This is a genomic window from Sphingomonas sp. Marseille-Q8236, from assembly GCF_965112005.1.
This window is the reverse complement of record NZ_CBCOPO010000001.1, coordinates 2,121,867-2,146,610: the sequence shown is the minus strand read 5'-3', so window position 1 is coordinate 2,146,610 and position 24,744 is coordinate 2,121,867. Positions and strand designations below refer to the sequence as shown.

Sequence of the window (24,744 nt, the reverse complement as noted above, 5' to 3'; positions counted from 1 at the left end):
TCGCACTATTCCTCCCCTTGCCAGACGGAAGTCGCACCTCGCTGAACGGATAAGGGGTGTCAACGCCGGCGAGTTTCCCCTCGCGAGCATCGACACCCCTTATTCAAGCTTCGCTGCCCCCGTTCGGGAGAGAATTATCCGTCAGTCCTGCGCGGCGGGGCCATCGGTGGAAACGGGAATTTGGTGGATCGCATGATCCTGCGACGCGGTGAGATAGTCGCCGGTGGTCAGGAAGGGGACCGGGTTGACCGCATGGCCGTCCATACGGACTTCATAATGGAGGTGCGGGCCGGTCGAGCGCCCGGTCGAGCCCATCAGCGCGATCAACTGGCCGCGCTTCACCCGCGTGCCGTCGGCGACCAGGATCTTGGAGAGATGGCCATAGCGGGTCGCAATGCCCTTGCCATGATTGACCTCGACCAGATTGCCATAGCCGCCCTGCCAGCCCGCATGATCGACGATGCCGTCGGCGGTGGCATAGATGGGGGTGCCGACCGGGCCGGGAATATCGACCCCGGCATGCATCGCGGCGGTGCCCCGGAACGGGTCCGAACGGATGCCGAAATTGCTGGTGAACTGAAGCTTCTCGACCGGATGGACCGATGGGATCGCAATCACGCCCTTTTGCAGCGTGTCCATCTTCTTCCAGGTCTGGAACAGGGTGCGGAACTGCTGGTCGGTACGAAGGTCGGCCGAGGCCTCGCTGCTATTGGCCGGAATGAACTCACCGCCGACAGCGGTCGGAGCATGGTGCGGTGCCTTGGGGCCTATGGGGGCCGAGGAAGCCGCGAGCGCGGCGTTGCCGGTCAGCGCGATGACGGCGGCGGTGGCAAGGACGGATCGGGCGCGCGAGGTAATCGATTTCCCCGAGAACTGAAGCTGCTTCATCGAACCCCGACATGCTTGCGCCGAGCGCCCCCGCAGTCGGGTTTGCCGGCTTTGTCCCATCCAATCCTGTTTCGCAGCCCCACCGCGTTACAGACGCTCAGCTTGTGCCTGTCCGGGTTCCATGTCCGCAAGGGGTTCGTAGAAATCGCGCGTCAAACCGGCTGACTCGCGCGCCGAAACGTTGAACGGTGGCTTAACCGCCCCGCGGAAATGGCGGCGGACCAGCATCTGCCAATGCGCGGCGGGTTCGATGTCATGCCCGGCGGCCAGATAGCCGAACCATTTCGCGCCGAAACCGACATGGCGAATCTCGTCGGTATAGATACGGTGCAGGATACGCGCCGAGGCCTCGTCGCCACCGCCGCGAAAGCGGGCTACCGTCTCCGGCGTCACGTCCAGCCCGCGCGCCTCCAGCACCATCGGCACGATGGCCAGCCGCGCCATCGCATCGTGCGCGGTCTCCTCGGCAGCCTCCCACAAGCCGGCATGGGCGGGCAGTTCGCCATAGCCCGACCCCAGGGTCCGCAGGCGCCGGTGGAGAACCGCGAAGTGCATCGCCTCATCCGCGCCCACCGAAATCCAGTCGTCGACGAAGCTGCGCGGAAACTGTTCGCCGAACCGCCCCGCGGCGTCAAAGGCCAGGTCGATCGCCGAAAATTCGATATGCGCCAGCGCATGGAGCAGCGCGATCCGCCCCTTTTCCGATCCCCCTCGCCCCCGCTTCGGCATGCGGTTGGGGGGCAGAAGCTCGGGCCGATCGGGACGTCCCGGCGCATCGGGCATGGCGGCGTCGAACCGATGGTCCAGCGACCCCCGCCGCCAGGCGCGCGCGGTCGCACGCGCCAGCCGGACCTTGGCGAGCGGATCGCTCTCGCGCAGCACCGCCGCGCAGGCCGTGGCGATCGATCCCGTCATGAAAGCGCGCGCGCCGCCTCCAGCACCGCCTCGGCATGACCGGGTACCTTCACCTTGCGCCAGCTTTGCACCAGTCGCCCATCGCGGCCGAACAGGAAGGTCGCGCGCTCGATCCCCATATAGGTCTTGCCGTAGAGCATTTTCTCGCCCCACACGCCGAACGCCTCGCACGCCGCACCGTCCTCGTCGCTTGCCAGTTCGACGGTCAACGCATGCTTCTCGGCGAATTTGCGGTGCTTGGCGGGACTGTCCTTAGACATGCCGATCACCCGCACGCCCGCATCCGCAAAAGCGGGGGCGAGTGCGGTGAAGTCCTGCGCCTCGCGGGTGCAGCCGCTAGTGTCGTCCTTGGGATAGAAATAGACGACCAGCGGCCCGGCCAATTCCCTCAATGCCAATGGCTCACCCGCCGCCGTCGTGACCGTCACCGCCGGGATCGCATCGCCCTGTTCCATCGCCCTATCCTCCTTGCCAGACTTGCGAGACCTCCTGCCGCGTCGCCTCCAGCGTGGCAACCACCGCATCCCAATCGGGCAGCCCCATAGCCCGCGCGATCAGCGGCCGGGTCGGCTCGGGCGGTTCCTGGCCATCGGGCACCAGCAGCCGGAAGGCGACCAGCGCACGGGTCAGCACGTCATGCGCCCGCGCCATGCCCGGCGGCATCAGCTCCTGCCCCACCAGCGCCGCGATCGCCCGGCCCAGATCGGGGTCGAACCCGGTCCGATGGGCCAGTTGCGTGCGGTGCACCGCGAACTCCAGATCGACCAGTCCGCCCGGCACCAGCTTGACGTCGAGCGGCCCCTGCGGCGGTTTGTGCCGCGCCATTTCGGCCCGCATCTCCCCCGCCTCCGCCACTACGTCCCGCTCGGGTCGGTTGCCGTTCAGCACATCGGCAATGACGGCCGCGACCGCCTGGCGCGCCTCGACCGAACCGAAGATGGGCCGGGCGCGGGTCAGCGCCATATGCTCCCAGGTCCATGCATCCCGACGCTGATAGCCGGCGAAGCTCGCGACCGAGACGACCAAAGGCCCCTGCGTTCCCGATGGCCGGAGCCGCGTGTCCACCGGATAGAGCGGCCCCGCCTGTGTCGGCACCGACAACGCCGCCGTCACCCGCTGCGCCAGCCGGTTATAATAGAGCGTAGCCCCCAATGGCTTGGGCCCGTCGGATTCGGCGGAAAACTCGCCCGTGAAGAGATAGACCAGGTCGAGGTCAGACGCATGGGTCAGCGCCGCTCCCCCCATCCGCCCCAACGCCAGGATGACGAGTTCGCTGTCGGGCACCCGGCCATGCGCGGCGACGAATTCGTCCACCGTCGCCTGGGTCAGCACTCCCACCGCCGCCTCGGCCACGCGGGCATAGCCGCCCGCGACCTCCAGCGGATCGGCACGGCCCGCCACGATCTGCGCGCCCAGGGCGAAGCGCAATTCGCCCACCACGCGCCGGACATGGTCCAGACGATCCTGATAGTCCTGCCGCGCCTCACCCCCGCGCATCGCCCGTTCGAGCAACGGGACCGCCGGCACCGGATCGAAGGCGGAGGCGTCGATCAATCCGTCGAGCAGCGCGGGACGACGCGCCAGCTCGGCGGACAGGGGGGCCGCATGGCTGAGAATCGCGACCGTCAGGCTGGCGAGTCCGGGCCGCGCCTCCAGCAGGCGGAAGATGTTGATCGCGCTCGTCATCCGCTCGAACAGCGAATCGAGTTTCAGCAGCGCGGCGTCGGGGTCCGGGGCCTCGCCCAGCGCCTCGACCAGAGTCGGCAGCACGGCGTCCAGCGCTTCGCGAGCGGCCGGACTGCGCAGCGCGGCATAGTCGCCGCCCCGCCACGCCGCGATCCGCCGCGCCGCTGCCTCGGTATCGCGAAGCCCCGCCGCGATCAGCCGTTCGTGGAGCAACACCGGATCATGCGGCAAGCGCGGCCGCTCATCGGCGTCGAGCGCGTCGTAGAACCGCCCGACCTGCGCCGTCACCGGTGCCAGCATCGCGACCAGCGCATCCCCATCCGCCAGGCCGTGAAGCTGCGCCACACGGGTCAGACCATCACCCAGCGGCAGTTGATGCGTCTGGCGATCGTCGATCATCTGCACGCGATGCTCGATCGTGCGGAGCAGGACATAGGCGTCGGACAATGCCGCCGCCTCCCCCGCATCGATCCGCCCCGCCTCGGCCAGGCGGGCCAGCGCATTGCGGGTGGCAGGCGCACGAAGCGCGGGATCGCGTCCGCCATGGATCAGTTGATGGATTTGCGCGAAAAACTCGATCTCGCGGATGCCGCCGCGCCCCCGCTTCAGATCATAGCCGGGCCCCATGGCCTGCCCCTGGGCATGGTGATCGCGGATGCGCCGGGTAAGATCGCGAATCTCTCCCACCGCCCCGAAGTCGAGCGCGCGCCGCCAGACGAACGGACGAATCGCGTCGAGAAAGCGCTGGCCCAGCGCCACGTCCCCCGCCGCCGCTCGCGCCCGGATGAACGCGGCTCGCTCCCAGGTCAGCGCCTGGCTTTCGTAATAGGCGATCGCGCCCTCGACCGGGATCGCGATCGGGGTCGCCTCCGGCGAAGGTCGCAGGCGGAGGTCGACGCGAAGGACATAGCCGTCGCCATCGCGCGCCTGGAGCAGTTCGACGACCCGCTTGCCGATCCGCACCGCCGCCTCTTCGGGCTCCTCGCGCGCACGACGCGGCAATGTCTGGGGGTCGAAGATCAGGATCGGATCGATATCGGAGGAATAGTTGAGTTCCCGACTGCCTTGCTTGCCAAGCGCGATGGCGGCGAAACCGACCGGCTCCGCGCCCGGCGTCCGCTCCTCGATCGCCGCGCGGATCGCGCGGGTCAGCGCGCGGTCGGCAAAGTCGGTCAGCCGGTGCGTGACCTGTGTCAGGTCGTACAACCCCGCCAGATCGCCCAGCGCCACCGTCAGCGCGAGCGCCCGCCGCTCCCGACGCAGCGCCGTGGCGACCGGAAGATCCGGGTCGACGGCAATCGCTGTCGGCAACTGCCCTTGCTCCGCCAGCCGCGCAATTTCGGGTTCCCGATCCAGAAGCATGGCGAGGAATGGCGAATGGCGTCGGGCACGACCGACAGCGTCGGGCAGGTCCGCGAATGGGTCGGTCACCGGGGGCATATTCATTCCCACCGTCTATCCCAACGGCACAGAATGGACCAAGCCTTTCCAAATCATTACGAAGATCGCTTCATAATAATTTGAACTTGTCAAGCCATAGATCGTTATGATCGTATGACGAGTACAGAGCCCTGGACCAGCGACATCCGCTTCGTTCCCGCGCCGCGCCGCGTGGACGATATTGGTTTCGCGTTGCGCTCCGCCTTTTCGGAGCCTTCGCGGCTGCCCGATCCCTGGGTTCGGTTGCTCGCACGGCTGGATCGTGTGTGTGGCGTGGCGAAAGCCTATTCGCCGGAGAACGGTTGATCCTCGGATCGGGTGGCATGGCAATAATGATTGCCGCCCTCATCGCGATAGCTGCCTAGAACCGAATAGCCCGCATTCGTCAGTATGCGGCTATATTCCGTTTCGCCCAGCGAACAAGATCGGCGCCCCGTCAGGCTATCATCCCATTGGCAGGATATTTCCGGGGCGCTGAACAGCAGATGGCCTCCCGCTTCCATGGCCTTTGCGATCCGCAGCAGCACTTCGCCTTGTCGGTCCGCGGGTAAAAGGAACAGAAGGCCGATCGCGACGACCCCCTCGAACTTGCGATCGAAGAACCGGCTGGTCTCGGCCGGTTCCTCGGCGGCCACGGCTTCCGGCACGTTACGACGGAAGGCCGCGAGCAATGTCGGCGAGGGATCGACGCCATGAATGGAAAACCCGGCATCGCTGAGCGCGCGCGCGACCGGAAGGCCGGTCCCACAGCCGACATCGAGAATCGCACCGCCGGTTGGGATATGCGTCGCCCAGTGGAGGACGACGTTGCGGCCTATATCGGAGCGGAGCGCGGCGAACCGCCCTGCCGCGCCTTCCCAACCGAAGGACGGATCATCCATCGCCACGGCCGGACACAAAAAGACCGCCCCAACCCGGTGGCCGAGGCGGTCGGAACACCATGGCCGGCAGAATTTACCGCCCGCCGCTCAACTGATCGACATCGCCCATGATGCTGTCGAGCGCGGTCTTGCTGCTGTCGGTTTCATGCTCGCGACGCGAGGGCAACGAGCCTTCGGTCAGGATCGCCTCCAGCGCGACGCGGCCCCGCGCGACGCGGCTCTTGATCGTGCCGACAGCGACATTGCAGATTTCCGCCGCCTCCTCATAGGCGAAGCCACCCGCGCCGACGAGGATCAGCGCCTCGCGCTGCGGCTGAGGCAAGTGCATCAACGCGCGCTGCATATCGCCCAGTTCGACATGGCGATCCTGGCTGGCAGGCGCGGCGAGGATGCGGTCGGCGACCAGATCGTCCCACTCGCCCTTGAAGCGCGCGCGGCGCATCTGCGACAGATAGAGGTTGCGCAGGATGATGAAGGTCCAGGCACGCATATTGGTGCCCGCCTGGAACCGCTTGCGCGCGGCCCATGCCTTGAGCAGCGTTTCCTGCACCAGATCGTCGGCCAGATCGCGGCTGCCCGACAGCGAGCGGCCAAAGGCGCGAAGATGCGGAATCACGCGAGCCAGTTCCGCCTTGAATTCGGAGTCGGGCAACGCGACGTGTTCGACGGGTGCGTCGTCCTCGATTTCGTCCCGAGTCAGTGGCTGCGTCATGAAAATCCGATCGTCGGAAGCGGCCGAACACACGACCGCTTCGAAATATAAGGTACCGGCTCAGAAATAGCCAGTCGTGTCAGAGCCCTGATCGGGCGACCTCGCGTCAGCGCAACACCAAAAAGGCGAAGATCACGATCACGAGGACCAGCGATATGGGCAGGATGTACCGCGTGACATGCGGCGTCGATCCTGCCCGGGCATCTTCTTTGGCGACATGAATGGGTTCATTGGGATCAGCCATGTCAACCTCAACGCCTGTAAACCGTTTTGGGTCCGTAACCGAAACGCGTTGCCGTTAGAGACCTTATTCGGCGGGAATGGTGGTCTGATCGAAGAACAGAGCCTGGCTGATCGCCGCCTTCACGGTCGAACGCTGGAACGGCTTGGTGATCAGGAAGGTTGGCTCGGGCCGCTCGCCGGTCAGCAGGCGCTCGGGGAAGGCGGTGATGAAGATCACCGGCACCTCGAACTCGGCCAGGATGTCCTTGACCGCATCGATGCCCGAGCTGTCGTCGGCGAGCTGGATGTCCGCCAGGACCAGACCCGGACGATCTTCCATGGCAAGCGCCACGGCCTCGTCGCGGGTCACGGCGACGCCGGTCACTTCATGACCCAGATCGCGCACGATCGTCTCGATATCCATCGCGATGATGGGCTCGTCCTCGATGATCAGGACGCGGGCGCGGGTCTGCTTCTCGATCTCGGCCAGCGCCTCGGACACCAGCGCCTCGACCTCGCTCGGCTCGACATCGATCAGATAGGCGGCGTCTTCGGGCGTGAAGCCTTCCATCGCGGTCAGGAGCAGCGCCTGACGCGACAGCGGCGTCATCCGGGCCAAACGCGCACGGGCAACGCCCTCATTGCCTTCGGCATCGATGCCTTCCCGGTCCAATTCGTCATAATTGGCCGACGACCAAATGCCCTGGAACATACGGTAAAGGCCCAGGCGCGGATCGACTTCGCGCGGAAACTGGTCGGGGGCCGCGACGATCGCTTCCAGCGTGGCGCGAACATATCTGTCGCCGTGCATCTGGCTGCCCGTCAGGGCCCGGCCATAGCGCCGCAGAAAGGGAAGATGGGGCGCGAGCTGCTGTCCAAGCGACATGGGTAATAATCACTCCCTGAGGTATTCGCGGTGACTCATGTGCTGGCCCCCGCGCCGGTTTTCAATGCCGTTTCCCGAAATCCCCTATGGCCGAGCCGGATCGAACCGACCGTCGGTTTTTTCGTATCGCATCGGGAACCAACAAGATCGAATTTGGTTTCATCGCCACATCAACTATGGCTCTTGGCGTAACGCCGACCGGCGGCGCCATACTGCGTCGACATGTCGGTTGCCCCGCTTGGTGGGTCGTTTCAGGGGGATATTTTGAGTTTGGGCAACAAGACGAAGCAGACGCCGTCATCCGCACCCCAAAAGGGTGGCGAGAAGGATGCGGGCTCGGCACTTCGCCAGGCGTATCAAAAGACCGTCAACGAAAAGATTCCTGACGAGATGCTTGACCTTCTCAGCAAGCTGGATTGACGTCCGGCCGCATGGCCAGTGCCCCTCCCCAAGAGACCGAGGTTATTGAACGCCTCCGCCCCGCCCCGCCTCGCCTGACGACGGGTGCCAAGCTGGTGCTCGTGCTCGGCGGTACATTGCTGATCCTGGCCGCCATCGCGGTCTTCGCCACGCTCCAGACGACAAGACTTGCCGATAGCGAGGCCAGCGGCCGGTTGCGGATCGCCGCCAATGAGGATGCGCGCGCCATCGCCGCCGAGTTGATGGGCGACATGACCGCGCTGCGCGTCGCGGTGCGCGCCATGGGCCAGGACCCGCTCGACATGCCCAGTTGCGCGCGGGCGCAGGGCGTCTTCGCCCAACAATCGCTGACCGGCGCGCGATTCCTGATCACCGATCGTTCGGGACGGACGCTGTGCGGCGTTCCCCTGCCCGCCGCCGTGCCGATGCCCGTCGACGGCTCCCCGATCGGCGCCGACATTCTGCCCGGCAATGGATTGGTCCTGTCGGTCGCGCATCAGGGTGGCCGGGCCCAGGCGCGTGCCTTCTTCCCATTGCCGTTCCTTCAGTCGCTGATCGAACAGAATAATCACAGCGACCCGATCGTCTCCGCCCTGGAGCTGGACGGTGAATCGCTGCTGCTGGAACAGGGCGAGAAGCGCGGGCCGCTGGAACGGGTGAAGTCGATACGGACCGAGTTGGGCATTGCCGGTCTCGTCCTGCGCACATCGGCCCCCAGTGCGCCCATCACCTCCGCGCTGATCGTCGCCCTCGCCCTTCCGTTGCTGATGTGGCTGGCGGCGGTATTGATCGGGTGGTTCGTCGTCGACCGTCTGCTGATCCGCCCGTTGCGCCAGTTGCGGGGGATCGTCGCCGCCTATCAACCCGGCGAGGTTCTGGACATCAGCCGGGTCGAGGCCGCACCGGCGCAGGAAATCCGCGATCTGGCCGATACCTTCGAGGCCATCACCCGGACCGTGGCCACCCATGAGGCAGGGCTGGCCGAAGGACTGGTCCGCCAGACCAAGCTGACACGCGAGGTCCATCACCGCGTCAAGAACAACCTCCAGGTCATCTCCAGCCTGATCAACTTCCATGCGCGCGGCGCGACCGGGCCGGAGGCGATGGCCGCCTATTCCTCGATCCAGCGACGGGTCGACGCGCTGGCCGTGGTACATCGCCATCACTTTGCCGAGCTGGAAGAAAATCGCGGGTTGAACCTGCGGACCATGATCGGCGAGTTGGCGGCCAATATTCGCGCTACCGCACCGGAGAATGCCGCCGGGATCGGCATCTCGCTCGACGTCGCGCCCTTGCTGGTCAATCAGGATGTGGCGGTCGCGGTCGCCTTTCTGGTGACCGAGACGATCGAACTGGCGATGAACTGCGACCCTGCGGCCCAGATCCGCGTCGCGATCAAGCCGGCCGAGCAGGAAGGGCGCGCGGTCGTCCGGGTCGTCTCGCGCGCGCTGGTGGAAACCGACGAGCTTCGTCACCTGATCGGCAAGCGCTATGGCCGGGTGATGGAAGGGCTGGCTCGGCAGCTTCGCGCACCGCTGCATCACGATCCGTTGACCGGCGCTTATGAGATTGCCGTACCGATCGTCGGGCGCGACTGAATTTTTTCGAAAAAGATTCGCGATTGCGGGAAAATGCCGGGAACCGACCGCCCGGCGATGGGTTCTGCTCTTCGGATAGCGAACTTATGCCCCCCCGCTCTCGCTGTCCAAGCCATAGGCCTGGAAGCGTCCACCCTCCCCCCCCCGGTGACGTTTCCAGGCCTTAATCTTTTTTAAGCGTCAGCCTCCGTCGTCCGTGACAGCACCGGAACGAATGCCGTGTTGAGGCATTGGGCCGAGACGGATTTCGTAGAGGAGACAGAGAATGCGTAAGCTCATGGGTCTGGCGATCGTCGCCGGTGCGTTGTTGGTCAGCGCCTGCAACACCGTAGAGGGCGTGGGCCGCGACGTCAGCTCGGCGGGCAACACCGTCGCCAAGACGGCGGACGACGCCAAATAAGCCACTCACCCGGCTGAATGGCAAAGGGTCTCGACGGACAGCGTCGGGGCCCTTTTCCTTTTTCGGGAGCCTTCGGGGGTGGGCGATGTTCGAGGGCTCTTCCCATGTCTTTCGACGTCGCTCAGGCGGAACAGCGCGACGCGGAGCGCTCATGCCCCCAAAAGTCGTTCAGCCCGAGCGACGTCGAAGGCCAAGCCCCGCTCTCATCACAAAGAAAAAGGGCCCCGACGTTTGTCGAGGCCCTTTTCAAAAAAACCGAGGCGATCAAGCCGTCGCGTCGGCTTCCTCGTCCGGCACCTGCTTCGCCCGCGAGCGTTCGGTAAACCAGATGCCGATGATCGCCAGCTCGTACAGGATAATCAGCGGCACCGCGAGCAGCACCTGCGACATCAGGTCCGGCGGCGTCAACACGGCCGCGATCGCCGTCGCCGCCACGATCGCATAGCGCCGCGCGCCGATCAGTTGCTTGCGCGTGACGATCCCCGCCCGCTCCAGCAGCATCAGCAGCACCGGCAGCAGGAACGCCAGACCGAAGGCGAAGAGGAACTGCATGATGAACGACAGATAGTTGCCGATGGCGGGCAGCGCCTCGCGCCGCACGCCCCCGACCACGCCGTCAAAGCCCAGCAGGAAGTGCAGCGCCATCGGAATGGCGATATAATAGGCCATCGCCGCGCCCATCAGGAACAGCACCGGCGTCGCCAGCAGGAAGGGCAGCAGAGCCCGCTTTTCCTTGCGATACAGACCCGGTGCGACGAATTGCCACAACTGGTTGGCGATGACCGGGAAGGCGATCATCACCGAGGCGAAGAACGCCACCTTCACCTGAACGAAAAAGGCCTCGAAAATCTCGGTATAGACCAGCTTGCCCTGCCCCGCCGCGAGCAGCGGCTTGGCAAGGAAGCCGAAGATGGACTCCGAGAAATACATCGATACGCCGAAGCCGAGGGCGACCGCGACGATGCAATAGAGCAGGCGCCGACGCAGCTCGATCAGATGGTCGAGCAAGGGCGCGCGGCTGGCGTCGATTTCGTCATGATCGTCGCTCACGACGCCGCCCCTTCATTGGGACGCGGGGCATGAGGTGCGGTCTCGACCGGCGCAGCGGCGACCACGGGCTTTTCGACCATGACCGGTTGGTCGCTATGGTGCCCATGGCCCCCATGCTCCGTCCTTGCCCCGTCTTGGACGGTAGCCTCGGAAGCGGAAGGGGTGTCGACGAGCGGGGAAGTGGGCGGCGCGTCGGCGGCATGTTCACGCATGATGCGCTCATTTTCCGCCGCCCAGCGCTTTTCCATTTCCTCCAGCTCAGCCTCGCGCACCATATTGTCGAAGCCCTGCCGGAACTGGCGCGAGACGCCACGCGCCTTGCCCACCCAATAGCCGACGACCCGCATCGCCTTGGGCAAATCCTTGGGACCGATCACGACCAGCGCCACGATGGCGACCAGCAGGAACTCGCTCGAGTCGATGTTGAACATGGAGATCCGGTGTTAGAAGGCGAACCGGATCAGCGATCGTCGCGCACGCGCTCGCCATCGCGGTCGAAGGCGGGCTCGGCCGACTTCTGCGCCTCGATGCGGGCGGACGGCTTGGCGTGCGTCTCGTCTTCCTCGGCCATGCCCTTCTTGAAATTCTTCACACCCTTGGCGACATCGCCCATCAGGTTGGAGAACCGGCCACCGCCGAGCAGAAGGATCGCGACGACCGCGAGGACGAGAAGGTGAATCGGGCTGAAGCTGCCCATGGCGCGTCTCCTAGGAATCTATAGTCTATCTAGGCCTTGGCATCGCCAGCGGCAATGGTTGAGCGATGCGAACGGCCGTCAGCGGACATGCCAAAGCCGTGGCAAGGCATTGTGACGCGGCCATGACGCAAAGGAAAGCGATCAATCGGCCTTCCGGGCTTCGCCTTGCGACTCCGCCGGGTTGTCGGGCAGGTCGTCGTCGCCCATTCGCTCCAGCGCCAGGTCGACGGGATCGAGCAGCCCGGCGGCGCGCAAATCCTCGATCCCAGGCAAGTCACGCCGGCTGGTCAGCCCGAAATGCTGAAGGAAGGCGGGGGTCGTCGCATAGATGAGCGGCCGCCCCGGCACCTCGCGTCGTCCCGCCGGACGGACCCAGCCCGCCTCCATCAGCACGTCCAGCGTCCCCTTGGAAATGGCGACGCCGCGAATGGCCTCGATCTCCGCGCGGCTGACGGGTTCGTGATAGGCGATAATCGCCAGCGTCTCGATCGCGGCGCGCGACAGGCGACGCGTCTCCTCCCGGTCGCGCCGAAGCAGATGCGCCAGATCGGGCGCGGTCTGGAAATGCCAGCGATCACCCCGCCGGACCAGCACGATGCCGCGCCCGCGATATTGCGCTTCCAGCGTCTCGAGTGCCGATCGTATGTCGCCGCCGCGCTGGCCGACGCCGACATGCGCGCGGATCGAATCGATCCCCATCGGCTCGGGCGAGGCGAACAGCACCGCCTCCACCGCCCGAACGGTCGGGTCGATCCCGCTCATGCCGGTTGCCGGATCATCAGCGGGGCAAAGGGTGCGGCCTGGCGCAACTCGACCTTGCCCTGTCGCGCGAGCTCGAGCACCGCGAGGAAGCTGGAGGCGAGCGCGGATCGCCTCAACCTCTCGCTGCCATCGGGCAGGAAGGTTTCGATCGCGGACCACTCCACCCGGCTGCCGACCAGCATCGAGACGCGTTCCAGCGCGGCCTCCAGCGTCATGACCTGCCGATCCGCCACGACATGCATCACCGGGCGCGTCCGCGCATTGATCCGGCCATAGGCGGAGATCAGATCGTAAAGCTCGGCCTGCCACATCGCCTTGCGCTGTACCGCCAGCCCCTCGGGCGCGCCACGCGGGAAGACGTCGCGGCCCAGCCGGTCCCGCGCCATCAGCCGCGCCCCCGCCTCGCGCATCGCCGCCAGCCGTTCGAGGCGGAGTTGCAGGCGCAGCGCCATGTCCTCCGGATCAGGCTCTTCCTCCGGCTGGCGCGGAAGCAGCAGCGAGGATTTGAGATAGGCCAGCCACGCCGCCATCACGAGATAATCGGCGGCCAGTTCCAACTGCATCCGCCCCGCCCGATCGACGAAGCGCAGATATTGTTCGACCAGAGCGAGGATCGAAATCTGTCGCAGATCGACCTTTTGCGAGCGGGCCAGCGACAGCAGCAGGTCCAGCGGCCCTTCCCACCCCTCCAGATCGAGCGTCAGCTGTTCCCCCGTCATGATGCGGGACCCTAGCGGCGATATGGGTGGAACGCGAGATGGGGGCGACCGACAAAATCCCCTCTATCGCTGTTGGAGGGTGGCATCGCGAGGCGAGGACAATGGGGCCCCGACCACCGCGTCGGCGGAAGGATCGCCGGCTTACCCCGCCAGCGCCAGCAGAGCGTCGCGACGGGCGATCAATTCGGCAAAATCCCCCTCGCCCGCGCCGACGCTGGCCATGGCGCGGTCCAGGCGCATGCGGGCCGCGTCGCCGATCGCTGGGACGCGGCCCGCAATCTCGACCATTTCGTCCATCCGAGCCCAGCAATCGAGAACCACATCGCACCCGGCAGCCAGCGCTCCCGCGGCCTTTTCGCCCGCCGTGCCGCTCAGCGCCTTCATGTCGATGTCGTCGCTCATCAGCAGGCCGTCAAAGCCGATCCGCCCCCGGATGATCCGATCGATCACCACCGGCGACAGGGTCGCGGGACGATCGGCATCCCAGGCCTCGAACACGATATGGCTGGTCATGCCCATCGGTGCGCCGGCCAGCGTACGGAAGGGCTCGAGATCGATCTCCAATTCCGCCTCGCTCGCGGTGACGGTGGGGAGGAGATGGTGCGAATCGACCAGCGCACGTCCATGGCCGGGCATGTGCTTGACCACGCCGACCACGCCCGCGGCCGCCAGCCCCTCCAGCATCGCGCGACCCAGCGCGGCGACCTGCATCGGCTCGGCCCCATAGGTCCGACAGGCGATCGCCTCGGTCGTATCGACCTGCGCGACATCGAGCAGCGGCGTGCAATCGACGGTGATCCCCACCTCGCGCAGCATCAGGCCCAGCGCCTGTCCATTGGCGCGCATCGCCTGGATCGCCGACATGGGCGCGGCCTCGTACAGTCTGGCGAAGACCGGACCGGCGGGAAAAGCGGGCCAGTGGGGCGGCTTCATGCGGGCGACGGGGCCGCCTTCCTGATCGATCAGGATCGCCAGATCGTCGCGCCCCGCCAGCGCGCGCAATGCGTCGGTCAGCGCGCGCAGCTGCACGCGATCGACGATATTGCGCTTGAACAGGATATAGCCCGCCGGTTCGACCGACGCGAAAAAGGCGCGCTCGTCGGGGGTAAGCACGGGGCCCGACAGGCCGAAAATGACGGGGATCATGGACGCACACTCCGGCCCCCCGCCCGCCGATGCGGACCGGGGGCGTGATCGATCAGCTCGCGACGAAGCAGCTTTCGCCCGCCACGCGCAGGCGGCCGCAAATGTCGGCGGCCTGGTTGGCCGACCCGGCGTTCACGCGCAGGCGGTACAGGGTCTTGCCGTTCGACGCGACCGGCTGAACCACCTTGCCCAGCGCCGCGACATAGGAAAAGCGCTTGGAGAAGCGATCCCAGGCCGCATTGGCCGAGGACTCGCTGGGATAGGCGCCAAGCTGCACCATCGCGCCACTGCCGGTCGGAGTGGCGGCGGGGGCACGGGCGGCGGTGACGGGCGCGGGAGCGACCAGCTTGCCGCCCGATTCGGGTACCTGCGCCACCGCGTTGCGGCCGCCATTGGGCTCGGCAGGCTTCTGGACGACGCGCGTGCCGTTCATCGGCGCTTCGGGCACCGCGCGCAGATCGATCGCGCCATTGCCACCGGGCTTGCCCGCACTGGTGGCGATGGCCGTATTGCCCTCGCCCTTGACCTTCAGACCGCCCGGATCGGACGGACGGACCTTGTAATCGCCTTCGGGCGCCGTGATCAGCGCGCCACCGCCATCCGCCGCCGCGCGATTGGCCTGCCACTTGTACAGGCCGAAGCCGATGGCGGCGAGAAACGCCAGGCCCAATATGACCAGCGCCACGACCTTGCCGATGGCAACCCCCTCCGGCTCGTCCGGCTCGACCGTTTCCAGCCAGGGAAGACGATCCTCGTCCTGGTCATAGCCGCGCAGGTCCATCTCGTTCGCCATCACTTCATCTCCGAAACCGCTTCGACACCCATGAGCGCCAAACCGTTACGAATGATTTGCCCGATCCCATCGCTGAGGAAAAGACGCGCACGCGTGACGTCGGGATTCTCCGCGATCAGGAAGCGGCGATCGGAGCGATCGTTGCCGACATTCCACGCCGCGTGGAAGGCTGCCGCCAGATCATAGAGATAGAAGGCGATTCGGTGCGGTTCGCGCGCCGCCGCCGCCGTCTCGACGATGCGCGGGAATTGCGCCGCCAGCTTCACCAGACCCAGATCTTCCGCATCGAGCAGCGACAGATCGGCGGCACCGCCATTCTCAAGGCTGATCCCCGCCTCGGCCGCGCGGCGCTTGAGCGAGGCGATGCGGGCATGGGCGTATTGCACGTAGAAGACGGGATTGTCCTTCGACGCCTCGACCACCTTGGCGAAGTCGAAGTCCATCTGCGCGTCGGCGCGGCGGGTCAGCATGGTGAAGCGCACCACATCCTTGCCGACTTCGCGCACGACATCGGCCAGCGTCACGAAATTGCCCGCGCGCTTGGACATCTTCACCGGCTCGCCGCCACGCAGCAGGCGGACCATCTGGACCAGCTTGACGTCGAACTTGGTCTTGCCGCCGGTCAGCGCCTCGACGGCCGCGACGATCCGCTTGACGGTGCCCGCATGGTCGGCGCCCCAGATGTCGATCAGCTGATCGGCGGTCTGCGCCTTCTGATAGTGATAGGCCAGGTCGGCACCGAAATAGGTCCAGGCGCCGTTCGACTTCTTGATCGGGCGATCCTGATCGTCGCCGAACTGGCTGGAGCGGAACAGCGGCAGCTCGACCGGCTCCCAATCCTCGGGCGTCTCGCCCTTGGGGGCCTCCAGCACGCCGTCATAGACCAGACCGCGCGAGCGCAACTCCGCCTCGGCGGCTTCGGGCTTGCCCGCCGCCTGCAACTCGGCCTCGGAGGAAAACAGGTCGTGATGGATGCCCAGCAGCGCCAGATCCTCGCGGATCATCGCCATCATCGCCGCCACCGCACGGGTGCGGAAAAGGATCAGCCATTCGCGCTCAGGCGCCGACACGTAACGGTCGCCGAACTCGGCGGCCAGCGCCGCGCCCACCGGCTTCAGATACTCGCCCGGATACAGGCCTTCGGGGATCTCGATCGTCTCACCCAGCGCCTCGCGGTAGCGCAGATGCGCCGAGCGGGCGAGAACGTCGACCTGGCCGCCCGCATCGTTGACATAATATTCGCGGATCACCTTGTGACCGGCAAACTCCAGCAGCGTGGCAAGCGCATCGCCCACCACCGCACCGCGGCAATGGCCCATATGCATCGGGCCCGTCGGATTGGCCGAGACATATTCGATATTGACCGTCACGCCATTCCCGCGCGTCGAGCGGCCATAATCGCCCGCAGCCTTTGGGATCGCGGCCAGCTCGTCGCGCCATGCCGCATCGGTCAGCCGCATGTTGAGGAAGCCAGGCCCCGCGACCGACACGCTGTCCACCTCGTCCAGCTTGCCCAGTTCGGCGGCGATCGCCTCGGCCAGTGCGCGCGGATTCGTGCCGGCGGGCTTGGCCAGCACCATCGCCGCGTTGGTGGCAAGATCGCCATGCGACGCATCGCGCGGCGGCTCGACCGTCACATTGCGGCGATCCAGCCCGCCGGGCAGCGTGCCGGCGGCGACCAGCGTGTCCAGCGCCGCATCGATATGCGCGGCAAAGCGGGTGTAGAGGGTCATCACATCGTCCGATCGGGGTAGCAAAGCGTTGCGCTCTAGCGAAATCGGAGGCTCGCTTCAAATCATGCCTTGGCCGCCGCGTGCAGCGATTGCGCCGAATGCAATTGCCCTGAAACCCTTTGCAGTTGCGGCTCATGCTGCGATGCAATAATTCGGTATACGAAAGTTAAGCGCGAAAACGCGCGAGAGGACCTGATCCGGCTCCACGCCCTATAGCGAGAGAGTTTCGATCATGCGCAAGACCATCCTGATCCTGGCCGCTGCCGTTGCCGCCGTCCCCGCCGTTGGCGCAATCGCCGCCGAAGGCGAACAGCGCTTCGTCCATGAGGGCAGCACCTATGTCTACACCCGTTCGACCGAGAACGGCCATGCCGTCATCGAAGGCCGCCGCTATCCCGGCGCCGAGCCGTTCCGCTTCGTCGTGAAGGGCCACCGCGTGACCGGCACGACCGGCAACACCCAGGTCGCCTTCACGACCGACGAAGCCCGTGGCGCACTGGGCGCGGGCGTCGAGACCAGCGCTCGCTGATCTGCCTTACGGCTTAAAAAACGGCTCGTTCTTCCGATGGGGAGAGCGGGCCGTTTTCTATCTGGGGCGACCGACAGGCGTGTTCATGCACCGCTGATCTTCTGTCCCGAATGCCCATCCTCCTTGTTCGATTTCTGAGGGGCGGTCTTCTTCGCTCCGGTGCCCGTGCCACCGCCTCGCCCGGTCCCCAGGCTGCCACGCGCGCCGTCTCCGCCTTTGGCTGTAACCGCTCCCGGATTACCGCCTGCGCCCTTCTGTGCCATGATCCATCTCCTGTGCAACCGATCAAGAACAGGATCAAACCGCCGCACGTTCCATTTAAATTCAGTGACTTAGATTATAGCGGACTGGGACAGGGGCAGTCCCAATTCGCGCAGCCCCCCGTAGCTGAGAACGGTCAAGGGGACGGCCATGCGAATCCACATTCGCCATCGATAGAGATCATGATCGGACCGGAAGGGCGGCGGCTCCGCACCGCTCGCTTTGGCAGTTGGGCCATAGGAAGGTCTTCGAGATCGCAACCAACCGGTCGAGTGCTGTCGCATGACGGCACGATAGCGCTTATCGGGCCGGAATTGCCACCAGTCCCGAAAAACCGCCTTCCGGTCAGAAGCCGTCCGGCAGGTCGATCACGCCGATCACCTCGCGATAGCAGCGCACCGCGTAACGATCGGTCATTCCTGCGATGAAGGCGGCGATATGCCGACTCCGTGCCGGTTCGTCCTCTGGCAAGCGTTCGCGCCATTCCTCAGGCAGTTGCGCCGGGTCGGCGCGATAGGCGGCGAACAGGCCCTGCACGATGCCGTGCGCCGCATCCGCCGCCGCCAGCTGGCGTGGGTGGTGGTAGAGATTGGCGTACATGAACCGCTTCAGGTCGCGCTCCTCGACCCGCATCACGTCGGAGAAGCCGACCAGCGCACGGCCCGCCGCACGAACATCGGCGACATCCCCTACCCCGCTATCCGCGACTCGGCGGCGGGTTTCGGCGACCAGGTCGTTGACCATCACCCCGATCTGCGACCGGATGAGTTCGCTTGCCAGCCTTTTGGGTGCGACGTCGGGGAATTGCGCCCGCGCCGCGTCCCATCCGCGCGCCACCAACGGCACGCCGAGCAACTGGTCGAGCGTCAGCAGCCCGGCGCGCAGGCCGTCATCGATATCATGATTGTCATAGGCGATATCGTCCGCCAGCGCGGCGACCTGCGCCTCCAGCGAGGCATGGCTTTCCAGATCGAGCGGAAATCCCGCATCCGCCTCTCGCAGCGCCCAGCCGGGATGGCGGACCGGTCCGTTATGCTTGGCCAGCCCCTCCAGCGTTTCCCAGGTCAGGTTCAGCCCATCCCATCGCGGATAGGGGCGTTCGATCTCGGTCAGGGTGCGCAGCGTATGGCCGTTATGATCGAAGCCGCCATGATCGGCCAGCGCCGCCTTCAGCGCATCCTCACCCGCATGACCGAACGGCGGATGGCCGATGTCGTGCGCCAGGCATAATGCCTCGGTCAGGTCCTCGTTCAGCCCCAATGTCCGCGCGATCGTTCGCCCGATCTGCGCCACCTCCAGGCTGTGGGTCAGGCGGACGCGGAAATGATCGCCATCGGGCGCCATGAAAACCTGGGTCTTGTGCCGCAGGCGCCGAAAGCTGATCGAATGGATGATCCGATCGCGGTCGCGCTGGAACGCATCGCGCGGACCCCGCTCCAGCCCTTGCGCCTCGCCATGGCGACGCCCCCGGCTTTGGTCGGGATAGGATGCCCAGGGGGCGAAAAGGCTCATCGACACGCTTATTTCGAATCGAGCCGCGTCACAGCCTGCCCCGCCCCGCTGGTGACCGGGAAGGCCGATACGCCCTTCTTCGCCAATTGATTGACGAAGGCGCGCGCTTCCTCATCGGTCTTGAACGGGCCGGTCAGCACGCGGTGGGTGGCGCGCAGCGGGGTCTTGTAACCTTGTCGTCCCGCAAAAACGGCGGGTGCCTTCGCCCTGGTCGCGGCCCAAGCCTTGGGCAGATCATCCTCGTTCGCACCGCCCGCAACCTGTACCCAGATGCGTTCGGGGTTGGACCGGGCGCGGCGCTTCTCCTCCGCCTCGGCCTTGTCGGCGAGCGCCTTCTTGGCCGCTTCGGCCTTTTTGGCGGCAAGTGCTTTCTTGTCGGCGGCCGCCTTGGCCGCAGCAGCCTTCCGCTCGGCGGCGGTCGGCGTATGCGGGGCCGAGTCGATGGTCTCGGCGACTTTTTTGCGCGCATCCTCGTCACGCTCGGCCTTGGCACGCGCTTCGGCGAGAACGCGCTGGGTGCCACTGTTTGCGGGCGTATTGGCGGCGAGCGCGGCCGGGCGTTCGGGTCCATCCACGCCCAGTTCGGACGCCGGAATGGAGAGATTGGCAACAATCCGCGCCAGTACCGAATCCTCACGCACGGCGCGCGCAGCGGCGAGCGACGGGCGGCGCGTGGCGGTTCGCGTCGAACGCGGAGCCGGCGAGACGGTTCGTTCCGGCGGGGCGGACGCAAGGGCGACCGGTGCCGGCGTCGCGGAGGCCACGTCCGCCGTGTGAACCGGAGCAGGAGCCGAGACCGGGGTCGCAGGAAGCGGCTGCACCATGGCGGTGGCGCTGCTCGGTGCGGGGACCGGCGTCGGCTGCACGGCCGGTAGCGGCTCGATGGGCTGACGCGGCGGCGTATTCGCGGCGATGGCAACCGGCGCACGGCTTTCGGCGGGGCTCACCGCGCCGGAATTGCCGGGTACGGTCGGGCTGACGCCTGGCAAAGGCTGGACCGTTGGAATGGGCGTGGCCGCCGCGACGACGCGCTGCTCGGGCGGGGTCGCCGGGATCGCTTGCGCCGGGACAGGCACCGCATTCGGCACGGGCGTCATCGGCTGCGGAACCGCCGCCGCAAGGGCAACGCCACGATTGTCGCGCGATGATCGTCCACCGCGCCGCCGTTCTTCGCGCCTCGTCACCGGGGCCGCCGCGACCGGCGTCGTCACCCTTGCCGACGCCAGCGCCACCGGGGCCTCGGGGGCGAGCGCGGGCAGAGTGGGCGCCAGTCGCGCATCGGCGAGACGCTCGGGCGTGGCGCGCGTCTCGCCGAAATGGACCGCAAAGGCGCGGTCCACCGCAGGCAAGGTCGGCAGGCGCTGGAAAAAGGGTTGCAGCCCCTGCGCCAGTTGCGGGGGCATCATCGTGCTCGCGATCCGTGTCGCTTCTGGCAGGTCGCCGGCCATGGCGAGGATGAACGCCCGCGCGCGCCATGCCGCACGGTCCGTCTTGCGCAGCAGCGGATCGAGCTGTTCCAGCGCCTGCTCACGCTGTCCCGAGATACCCAGCGACAAGGCGTAGCGGCGGATCACCTCGTCGCTCGCGCCATTGGCCAGTGCCAGCCGATAATCGCGCTGCGCCCGCGCCTGATCGCCGATCAGGTCATAGGCCAGACCACGATCGGCGGCGAAACGGGCGGCGGGCAGGCCTGCCGCCTCGGCCTGCGTGAAATAGCGAAGCGCCTCGCCCGGGCGTTCGGACCGCACCAGGATCGACGCCATGCCCGCCTTGATCCGTGGATCGCGCGCATCGACCTTTTCCGCTCGGGCCAGAAGCGACGCCGCACCGGACAGGTCGTCCAGCTTGATCGACAGATCGGCTGCCTCGACCAGCGCATCGACGTTCCGGGGATTTTGCGCCACGCGGCGCATCACGTCCCCCAGGCGATCGGCATCGGTGGTGCCGGGAAGCGGCTGTACCACTTCCTGTGCGGACAATGGCACCGGCGAAACCGCGAGCGCCAGGACGAGCGCCAACGAGGCGCGGGGAAGAAATGCGAACGTCATGAGACCATGTTCCATAAAGCGCGTTTCGGCGCGCGCGGCAATGCCCATCGCACAGCTTGCGCGCCCGAGTGCACCGGGCGGTCGACCAACAGGCGGAGCGAAGCTTGGCGGTTGGCGGACCTGGCATTGGGGCCAAGCCGACGGCGGTGTGGGGACCGTGCGGTTGGGGACATGCCTCCGCCAGGATTTCACCCTGTGACCTCCCCTTGCGGGGATCGTTGCAAAACGCGCCACGCAATCCCCGCATGGGCCAGCATCCGGTTGGAGAAGCGCTGCCAGCTTACGTCAATCGGCGCGTGACGGGCCTTCGGCCTATGCCGGAGTGATGCAGGACGAACCGATGCCCGCAACGCTCCCCTGCGAGCGAGGGAAGGCGAGGCCGCTCCGCCGGAATGTCGACGCGGTCCAGGGATACCGAACACCATCCCCCCGAAAAGCACGAAGGGCCCGCGCAACCCTATGGCGCAGGCCCTTCGCTGTTATGCCCGCTCCGCTCTTCCGAACGGATCGGGCGACGCCTTACTGGTTGTTCTGGCGATGCAGGAAGCGCGGAATGTCGAGCGACGAGTCCGATCCACCCTGGCCATTGTCATCGCGTTGCGCGCCACGGGCGGCGTTCGACATACGCTCGAACAAGGTGCCGCCCAGCTTCACGCGAGGCGCGGGTTGCGCCGGAACCTCGCCCGCTTCGCTGCCTGGAGCCAGCCAGCGACGACGCGCCTCTTCGCTGCCGGGGGCGGGCTCGACCGCCGCCTGGGTCGGTACGGGCTGTGCCGGGGCAGCGGCGCTGGGGACGATCGTGTCGGTCCCCAGAACCAGTTCGTCGTCCTGGGACGGAGCGACGGGCGCAGGCTTGGGAGCCGAACTGCCGAGCGTCGACGCCGCCGGGGCGACGGGCTGGACCGGAGCCGGGGCGGGCGTCGGCGCGGCAGCCGCCGGCTGCGCGACCGGAGCAGGTGCCGGCGTCGGGGCGGAAGACGTCGTGGCCGCCGGCTCGCTCGGACGATAGCTGGGGGTTTCGTCGGCCTTGCGCGCCATGCCGCCCATGCTGAAGCTGCTGCGCTGCGCCTCGGTCGGCGCCGCCGCACCCGGCTTCACATCGGCGTCGATGCCGGTGGCGACCACCGACACGCGGATGCGGCCTTCCAGTTCGGGATTGAAGGCCGAACCCCAGATGATGTTCGCATCCGGATCGACCAGCTCGCGAATGTGGTTCGCCGCCTCGTCGACCTCCAGCAGGCGCATGTCGTCGCCGCCGGTGATCGAGATGATGACGCCCTTGGCCCCCTGCATCGACACGCCGTCGAGCAGCGGGTTGGCGATCGCCTTCTGCGCCGCCTCGATCGCGCGATTGTCGCCGGTGGCTTCACCGGTGCCCATCATCGCCTTGCCCATCTCCTGCATCACCGAGCGGACGTCGGCGAAGTCGAGGTTGATGAGGCCCGGCATGACCATCAGGTCGGTGATGCCGCGCACGCCCTGCTGCAGCACCTCGTCCGCCATCGAGAACGCTTCCTTGAAGGTCGTGTTCGCATTGGCGATCAGGAAGAGATTCTGGTTGGGGATGACGATCAGCGTATCGACGTACTTCTGCAGCTCCTCGATGCCGCCGTCCGCCGACTTGGCGCGACGATTGCCCTCGAAGGCGAAGGGCTTGGTCACCACGCCCACGGTCAGGATGCCCATGTCGCGCGCCGCCTTGGCGATGACCGGGGCAGCACCGGTGCCGGTGCCGCCGCCCATGCCCGCCGCGATGAAGCACATATGGCTTCCCTCAAGCAGCTTCGACAGATCCTCGATCGTCTCCTCGGCGGCCGCACGACCGATTTCGGGGCGGCTGCCCGCGCCCAGGCCCTGGGTGATCTTGGCACCCAGCTGGATACGCTGCGGCGCGATCGACTGCTTCAACGCCTGCGCGTCGGTGTTGGCGACGAGGAAATCCACGCCCTGCACCTCGGCGCGCATCATGTTCGCGATCGCGTTGCCGCCGGCACCGCCGACACCGATCACCGCGATGCGCGGCGTCAGTTCGTCGACCTCGGGTGCGATGAATTCGATGCTCATCCCAATATTACTCCGCCGTTCCCGGTCGATACGCTAAGACCAGGCCCCTGAATGATCGTTAGTGCACCAGAGGACTGCCCGGTGCCAACATAAAACCGTCCAACTTGGAAGGCTTTTCCTTAATAATTTGCCTTAGCCGCCTGAATCAGCCGCCGAAACAGCCCCATACCACTCGGCCGGTGAACGGTCTGGTTGGCGGGAGCGATGCTGCGCAGGTCGATCGGGTCGGTCGCGGCGTAGAATGCCAGCCCAGCGAGCGTCGCGAAAGCCGGTCCGCCATGCGCATCGGGCAGGCCGGACAATCCGCGCGGTCGCCCGATCCGAACCGAACGGCCCAGCGCTTGTTGCGCATAATCGGCAATACCCTTCAGCTCCGCACCGCCCCCGGTCAGCACCACCTGGCGGCCCACCGGCCCTTCGAACTTCAGATGCTGGAGCGCCTTGCGAATCTCGCCCATCTGATGCTCCAGCCGCTGGCGGATCACGCCGATCAGCTGCGCCTTGGTGATCTGCATCGTATCGCCGCCGTCCTCGGCGGAGATCGGCGTCACCTGGATCATGTCGTGATTGTCGCGCGGGGAAGCGTTGGCCGAGCCGTGGAAGCACTTCATCCGCTCGGCCATCTGGCGCCGCGTGCCGAAGGCGGAGGCGACATCGTCGGTAATATCCGCCGCCCCCATGGGCAGCGAGCAAAGCCCGACCAGCATTCCCCCGGCGAACAGCGAGACGTTGGTGATCCCCGCCCCCATCTCGACCAGCGCGACGCCCAGTTCGCGCTCTTCATCGGACAGACAGGCCAGACCCGTCGCGACCGGCGCGGCGATGATCGACTTCACCTCCAGATGCGCCGAGCGGACGCACAAATCGAGGTTGCGGACCGGCGAACCGTCGGCGGCGACGACATGGATATGCACGCCCAGCCGGTCGGCATGCAGCCCCAGCGGCTTCTTCACCCCGGTCAGCCCGTCGAGCGTGTAGAGCGCGGGCTGCGCGTGCAGGACCATCCGCCCCTGCGGATCGATCGAGTTGCGCCCGGCCGCCAGCAGCGCGTCGATATCGCCCTGTTCGACCTGATGGCCGCCCAGCTCGAACTCGACCTCGGCCACGTCGGACACCAGCCCTCCGGCCGAGAAGCCGACCCAGACATTCTCGATATTCAGCCCGGCGATCCGTTCGGCCTGTTCGACCGCTTCGCGCACCGCGGCTTCGGTCGCGCCCATATCGGCGATATAGCCACGCTTGACGCCCCGGCTTTCGCGCTGACCGGTGCCCAGCACGATCAGTTCGCCGCCATCCCCCTTGCGGGCGATCAGCGCGGATACCTTGGACGATCCGATGTCCAGGGCGGTGATCAGCCCTTCGGGCGCAATTTTCGCCATGGT

Annotated in this window: 25 protein-coding genes and 1 pseudogene; 5 read left to right on the top strand and 21 right to left on the bottom strand. The window is 66.5% G+C overall.

Annotated elements, in window-relative coordinates; all coding sequences use genetic code 11:
* Nucleotides 1-141 precede the first annotated feature (141 nt).
* The 4 genes and pseudogenes from ACWPWT_RS10315 to ACWPWT_RS10300 all read right to left on the bottom strand — a co-directional run.
* Nucleotides 142-738: pseudogene (locus tag ACWPWT_RS10315) on the bottom strand (M23 family metallopeptidase); the annotation flags it as partial.
* A gap of 237 nt (nucleotides 739-975) precedes the next feature.
* A complete protein-coding gene (locus tag ACWPWT_RS10310; protein ID WP_454279560.1) occupies nucleotides 976-1,803 on the bottom strand; it encodes a ferritin-like domain-containing protein in 828 nt (275 codons plus the stop codon).
* Nucleotides 1,800-2,258, bottom strand: coding sequence for a peroxiredoxin (locus ACWPWT_RS10305; protein WP_454279559.1), 459 nt, complete (start codon nucleotides 2,256-2,258; stop codon nucleotides 1,800-1,802). Before ACWPWT_RS10305 ends, ACWPWT_RS10310 begins: the two co-directional genes overlap by 4 nt.
* 4 nt (nucleotides 2,259-2,262) lie before the next feature.
* Nucleotides 2,263-4,929, bottom strand: coding sequence for a bifunctional [glutamine synthetase] adenylyltransferase/[glutamine synthetase]-adenylyl-L-tyrosine phosphorylase (locus tag ACWPWT_RS10300; RefSeq protein WP_454279558.1), 2,667 nt, complete (start codon nucleotides 4,927-4,929; stop codon nucleotides 2,263-2,265).
* A 114-nt stretch (nucleotides 4,930-5,043) separates the two neighbouring features.
* Between ACWPWT_RS10300 and ACWPWT_RS10295 the strand changes: the two genes are divergently transcribed.
* Nucleotides 5,044-5,235, top strand: coding sequence for a hypothetical protein (locus ACWPWT_RS10295; RefSeq protein WP_261270940.1), 192 nt, complete (start codon nucleotides 5,044-5,046; stop codon nucleotides 5,233-5,235).
* On the opposite strand, the gene ACWPWT_RS10290 is transcribed toward ACWPWT_RS10295, so the two are convergent.
* The 4 genes from ACWPWT_RS10290 to ACWPWT_RS10275 form a co-directional block, all read right to left on the bottom strand.
* Nucleotides 5,214-5,810, bottom strand: a complete 597-nt coding sequence (locus ACWPWT_RS10290; protein WP_454279557.1) for a class I SAM-dependent methyltransferase — start codon at nucleotides 5,808-5,810, stop codon at nucleotides 5,214-5,216. The genes ACWPWT_RS10295 and ACWPWT_RS10290 overlap by 22 nt on opposite strands.
* Nucleotides 5,811-5,883: 73 nt before the next feature.
* Nucleotides 5,884-6,522 (bottom strand): sigma-70 family RNA polymerase sigma factor, encoded by a 639-nt coding sequence (locus ACWPWT_RS10285; protein WP_261270939.1) that lies wholly within the window; start codon nucleotides 6,520-6,522, stop codon nucleotides 5,884-5,886.
* Nucleotides 6,523-6,628: 106 nt separating this feature from the next.
* Nucleotides 6,629-6,766, bottom strand: coding sequence for a hypothetical protein (locus tag ACWPWT_RS10280; RefSeq protein ID WP_261270938.1), 138 nt, complete (start codon nucleotides 6,764-6,766; stop codon nucleotides 6,629-6,631).
* Nucleotides 6,767-6,829: 63 nt separating this feature from the next.
* Nucleotides 6,830-7,630, bottom strand: coding sequence for a response regulator (locus tag ACWPWT_RS10275; RefSeq protein ID WP_454279556.1), 801 nt, complete (start codon nucleotides 7,628-7,630; stop codon nucleotides 6,830-6,832).
* Nucleotides 7,631-7,894: 264 nt separating this feature from the next.
* On the opposite strand from ACWPWT_RS10275, the gene ACWPWT_RS10270 reads away from it, so the two are divergent.
* From ACWPWT_RS10270 to ACWPWT_RS10260, 3 genes are all read left to right on the top strand, one after another.
* Complete coding sequence (locus tag ACWPWT_RS10270) at nucleotides 7,895-8,050, top strand: NepR family anti-sigma factor (protein WP_454279555.1); 156 nt, start codon at nucleotides 7,895-7,897, stop codon at nucleotides 8,048-8,050.
* An 11-nt stretch (nucleotides 8,051-8,061) separates the two neighbouring features.
* Nucleotides 8,062-9,648 carry a sensor histidine kinase gene (locus ACWPWT_RS10265; protein WP_454279554.1) on the top strand — a complete coding sequence of 529 codons (1,587 nt, stop codon included), beginning with the start codon at nucleotides 8,062-8,064 and terminating at the stop codon, nucleotides 9,646-9,648.
* Between the two features lie 265 nt (nucleotides 9,649-9,913).
* Entirely contained in the window at nucleotides 9,914-10,048 is a 135-nt protein-coding gene (locus ACWPWT_RS10260; protein ID WP_007405456.1) for an entericidin A/B family lipoprotein, read from the top strand.
* Nucleotides 10,049-10,312: 264 nt separating this feature from the next.
* Here ACWPWT_RS10260 and tatC read toward each other — a convergent pair whose 3' ends face one another.
* From tatC to argS, 8 genes are all read right to left on the bottom strand, one after another.
* Nucleotides 10,313-11,098, bottom strand: a complete 786-nt coding sequence (gene tatC, locus ACWPWT_RS10255; protein ID WP_454279553.1) for a twin-arginine translocase subunit TatC — start codon at nucleotides 11,096-11,098, stop codon at nucleotides 10,313-10,315.
* Nucleotides 11,095-11,529, bottom strand: a complete 435-nt coding sequence (gene tatB / locus ACWPWT_RS10250) for a Sec-independent protein translocase protein TatB (RefSeq protein WP_454279552.1) — start codon at nucleotides 11,527-11,529, stop codon at nucleotides 11,095-11,097. The genes tatC and tatB overlap by 4 nt, the downstream gene beginning before the upstream one ends.
* A gap of 29 nt (nucleotides 11,530-11,558) precedes the next feature.
* Nucleotides 11,559-11,795: a Sec-independent protein translocase subunit TatA gene (locus ACWPWT_RS10245; RefSeq protein ID WP_261270932.1), complete on the bottom strand. Its 237-nt coding sequence runs from the start codon at nucleotides 11,793-11,795 to the stop codon at nucleotides 11,559-11,561.
* 141 nt (nucleotides 11,796-11,936) lie between these two features.
* On the bottom strand, nucleotides 11,937-12,557 hold the full coding sequence (gene scpB / locus ACWPWT_RS10240; RefSeq protein WP_454279551.1) for an SMC-Scp complex subunit ScpB: 621 nt from the start codon (nucleotides 12,555-12,557) through the stop codon (nucleotides 11,937-11,939).
* The gene (locus tag ACWPWT_RS10235) at nucleotides 12,554-13,276 is read right to left on the bottom strand and encodes a segregation and condensation protein A (protein WP_454279550.1); all 723 of its coding nucleotides are present in this window, start codon (nucleotides 13,274-13,276) and stop codon (nucleotides 12,554-12,556) included. The genes scpB and ACWPWT_RS10235 overlap by 4 nt, the downstream gene beginning before the upstream one ends.
* A gap of 141 nt (nucleotides 13,277-13,417) precedes the next feature.
* Entirely contained in the window at nucleotides 13,418-14,422 is a 1,005-nt protein-coding gene (locus tag ACWPWT_RS10230) for a glycoside hydrolase family 3 N-terminal domain-containing protein (RefSeq protein WP_454279549.1), read from the bottom strand.
* A 52-nt stretch (nucleotides 14,423-14,474) separates the two neighbouring features.
* Nucleotides 14,475-15,215: an SPOR domain-containing protein gene (locus tag ACWPWT_RS10225; protein WP_261270928.1), complete on the bottom strand. Its 741-nt coding sequence runs from the start codon at nucleotides 15,213-15,215 to the stop codon at nucleotides 14,475-14,477.
* The gene (gene argS, locus ACWPWT_RS10220) at nucleotides 15,215-16,948 is read right to left on the bottom strand and encodes an arginine--tRNA ligase (RefSeq protein WP_454279548.1); all 1,734 of its coding nucleotides are present in this window, start codon (nucleotides 16,946-16,948) and stop codon (nucleotides 15,215-15,217) included. Before argS ends, ACWPWT_RS10225 begins: the two co-directional genes overlap by 1 nt.
* Nucleotides 16,949-17,180: 232 nt before the next feature.
* Here argS and ACWPWT_RS10215 point away from each other — a divergent pair, with 232 nt between their 5' ends.
* Nucleotides 17,181-17,477, top strand: coding sequence for a hypothetical protein (locus ACWPWT_RS10215; protein WP_454279547.1), 297 nt, complete (start codon nucleotides 17,181-17,183; stop codon nucleotides 17,475-17,477).
* 83 nt (nucleotides 17,478-17,560) lie between these two features.
* Here ACWPWT_RS10215 and ACWPWT_RS10210 read toward each other — a convergent pair whose 3' ends face one another.
* The 5 genes from ACWPWT_RS10210 to ftsA all read right to left on the bottom strand — a co-directional run bounded on the left by ACWPWT_RS10210 (nucleotide 17,561) and on the right by ftsA (nucleotide 24,741).
* A complete protein-coding gene (locus ACWPWT_RS10210) occupies nucleotides 17,561-17,740 on the bottom strand; it encodes a hypothetical protein (RefSeq protein WP_454279546.1) in 180 nt (59 codons plus the stop codon).
* Between the two features lie 343 nt (nucleotides 17,741-18,083).
* Nucleotides 18,084-19,250: a deoxyguanosinetriphosphate triphosphohydrolase gene (locus tag ACWPWT_RS10205; protein WP_454279545.1), complete on the bottom strand. Its 1,167-nt coding sequence runs from the start codon at nucleotides 19,248-19,250 to the stop codon at nucleotides 18,084-18,086.
* Between the two features lie 8 nt (nucleotides 19,251-19,258).
* On the bottom strand, nucleotides 19,259-21,298 hold the full coding sequence (locus ACWPWT_RS10200; RefSeq protein ID WP_454279544.1) for an SPOR domain-containing protein: 2,040 nt from the start codon (nucleotides 21,296-21,298) through the stop codon (nucleotides 19,259-19,261).
* Nucleotides 21,299-21,817: 519 nt separating this feature from the next.
* Nucleotides 21,818-23,362: a cell division protein FtsZ gene (ftsZ, locus tag ACWPWT_RS10195; RefSeq protein ID WP_454279543.1), complete on the bottom strand. Its 1,545-nt coding sequence runs from the start codon at nucleotides 23,360-23,362 to the stop codon at nucleotides 21,818-21,820.
* 119 nt (nucleotides 23,363-23,481) lie between these two features.
* Nucleotides 23,482-24,741, bottom strand: a complete 1,260-nt coding sequence (gene ftsA / locus ACWPWT_RS10190) for a cell division protein FtsA (protein ID WP_454279542.1) — start codon at nucleotides 24,739-24,741, stop codon at nucleotides 23,482-23,484.
* Nucleotides 24,742-24,744: the final 3 nt, after the last annotated feature.

Excerpts from the sequence above, each read along its gene's own strand:
- ACWPWT_RS10310 (WP_454279560.1), bottom strand. The coding sequence starts at position 1,803 with ATGACGGGATCGATCGCCACGGCCTGCGCGGCGGTGCTGCGCGAGAGC.
- ACWPWT_RS10305 (WP_454279559.1), bottom strand. The coding sequence starts at position 2,258 with ATGGAACAGGGCGATGCGATCCCGGCGGTGACGGTCACGACGGCGGCG.
- ACWPWT_RS10300 (WP_454279558.1), bottom strand. The coding sequence starts at position 4,929 with ATGCCCCCGGTGACCGACCCATTCGCGGACCTGCCCGACGCTGTCGGT.
- ACWPWT_RS10295 (WP_261270940.1), top strand. The coding sequence starts at position 5,044 with ATGACGAGTACAGAGCCCTGGACCAGCGACATCCGCTTCGTTCCCGCG.
- ACWPWT_RS10290 (WP_454279557.1), bottom strand. The coding sequence starts at position 5,810 with ATGGATGATCCGTCCTTCGGTTGGGAAGGCGCGGCAGGGCGGTTCGCC.
- ACWPWT_RS10285 (WP_261270939.1), bottom strand. The coding sequence starts at position 6,522 with ATGACGCAGCCACTGACTCGGGACGAAATCGAGGACGACGCACCCGTC.
- ACWPWT_RS10280 (WP_261270938.1), bottom strand. The coding sequence starts at position 6,766 with ATGGCTGATCCCAATGAACCCATTCATGTCGCCAAAGAAGATGCCCGG.
- ACWPWT_RS10275 (WP_454279556.1), bottom strand. The coding sequence starts at position 7,630 with ATGTCGCTTGGACAGCAGCTCGCGCCCCATCTTCCCTTTCTGCGGCGC.
- ACWPWT_RS10265 (WP_454279554.1), top strand. The coding sequence starts at position 8,062 with ATGGCCAGTGCCCCTCCCCAAGAGACCGAGGTTATTGAACGCCTCCGC.
- ACWPWT_RS10260 (WP_007405456.1), top strand. The coding sequence starts at position 9,914 with ATGCGTAAGCTCATGGGTCTGGCGATCGTCGCCGGTGCGTTGTTGGTC.
- tatB (WP_454279552.1), bottom strand. The coding sequence starts at position 11,529 with ATGTTCAACATCGACTCGAGCGAGTTCCTGCTGGTCGCCATCGTGGCG.
- ACWPWT_RS10245 (WP_261270932.1), bottom strand. The coding sequence starts at position 11,795 with ATGGGCAGCTTCAGCCCGATTCACCTTCTCGTCCTCGCGGTCGTCGCG.
- scpB (WP_454279551.1), bottom strand. The coding sequence starts at position 12,557 with ATGAGCGGGATCGACCCGACCGTTCGGGCGGTGGAGGCGGTGCTGTTC.
- ACWPWT_RS10235 (WP_454279550.1), bottom strand. The coding sequence starts at position 13,276 with ATGACGGGGGAACAGCTGACGCTCGATCTGGAGGGGTGGGAAGGGCCG.
- ACWPWT_RS10230 (WP_454279549.1), bottom strand. The coding sequence starts at position 14,422 with ATGATCCCCGTCATTTTCGGCCTGTCGGGCCCCGTGCTTACCCCCGAC.
- ACWPWT_RS10225 (WP_261270928.1), bottom strand. The coding sequence starts at position 15,215 with ATGGCGAACGAGATGGACCTGCGCGGCTATGACCAGGACGAGGATCGT.
- argS (WP_454279548.1), bottom strand. The coding sequence starts at position 16,948 with ATGACCCTCTACACCCGCTTTGCCGCGCATATCGATGCGGCGCTGGAC.
- ACWPWT_RS10215 (WP_454279547.1), top strand. The coding sequence starts at position 17,181 with ATGCGCAAGACCATCCTGATCCTGGCCGCTGCCGTTGCCGCCGTCCCC.
- ACWPWT_RS10210 (WP_454279546.1), bottom strand. The coding sequence starts at position 17,740 with ATGGCACAGAAGGGCGCAGGCGGTAATCCGGGAGCGGTTACAGCCAAA.
- ACWPWT_RS10205 (WP_454279545.1), bottom strand. The coding sequence starts at position 19,250 with ATGAGCCTTTTCGCCCCCTGGGCATCCTATCCCGACCAAAGCCGGGGG.
- ACWPWT_RS10200 (WP_454279544.1), bottom strand. The coding sequence starts at position 21,298 with ATGACGTTCGCATTTCTTCCCCGCGCCTCGTTGGCGCTCGTCCTGGCG.
- ftsZ (WP_454279543.1), bottom strand. The coding sequence starts at position 23,362 with ATGAGCATCGAATTCATCGCACCCGAGGTCGACGAACTGACGCCGCGC.
- ftsA (WP_454279542.1), bottom strand. The coding sequence starts at position 24,741 with ATGGCGAAAATTGCGCCCGAAGGGCTGATCACCGCCCTGGACATCGGA.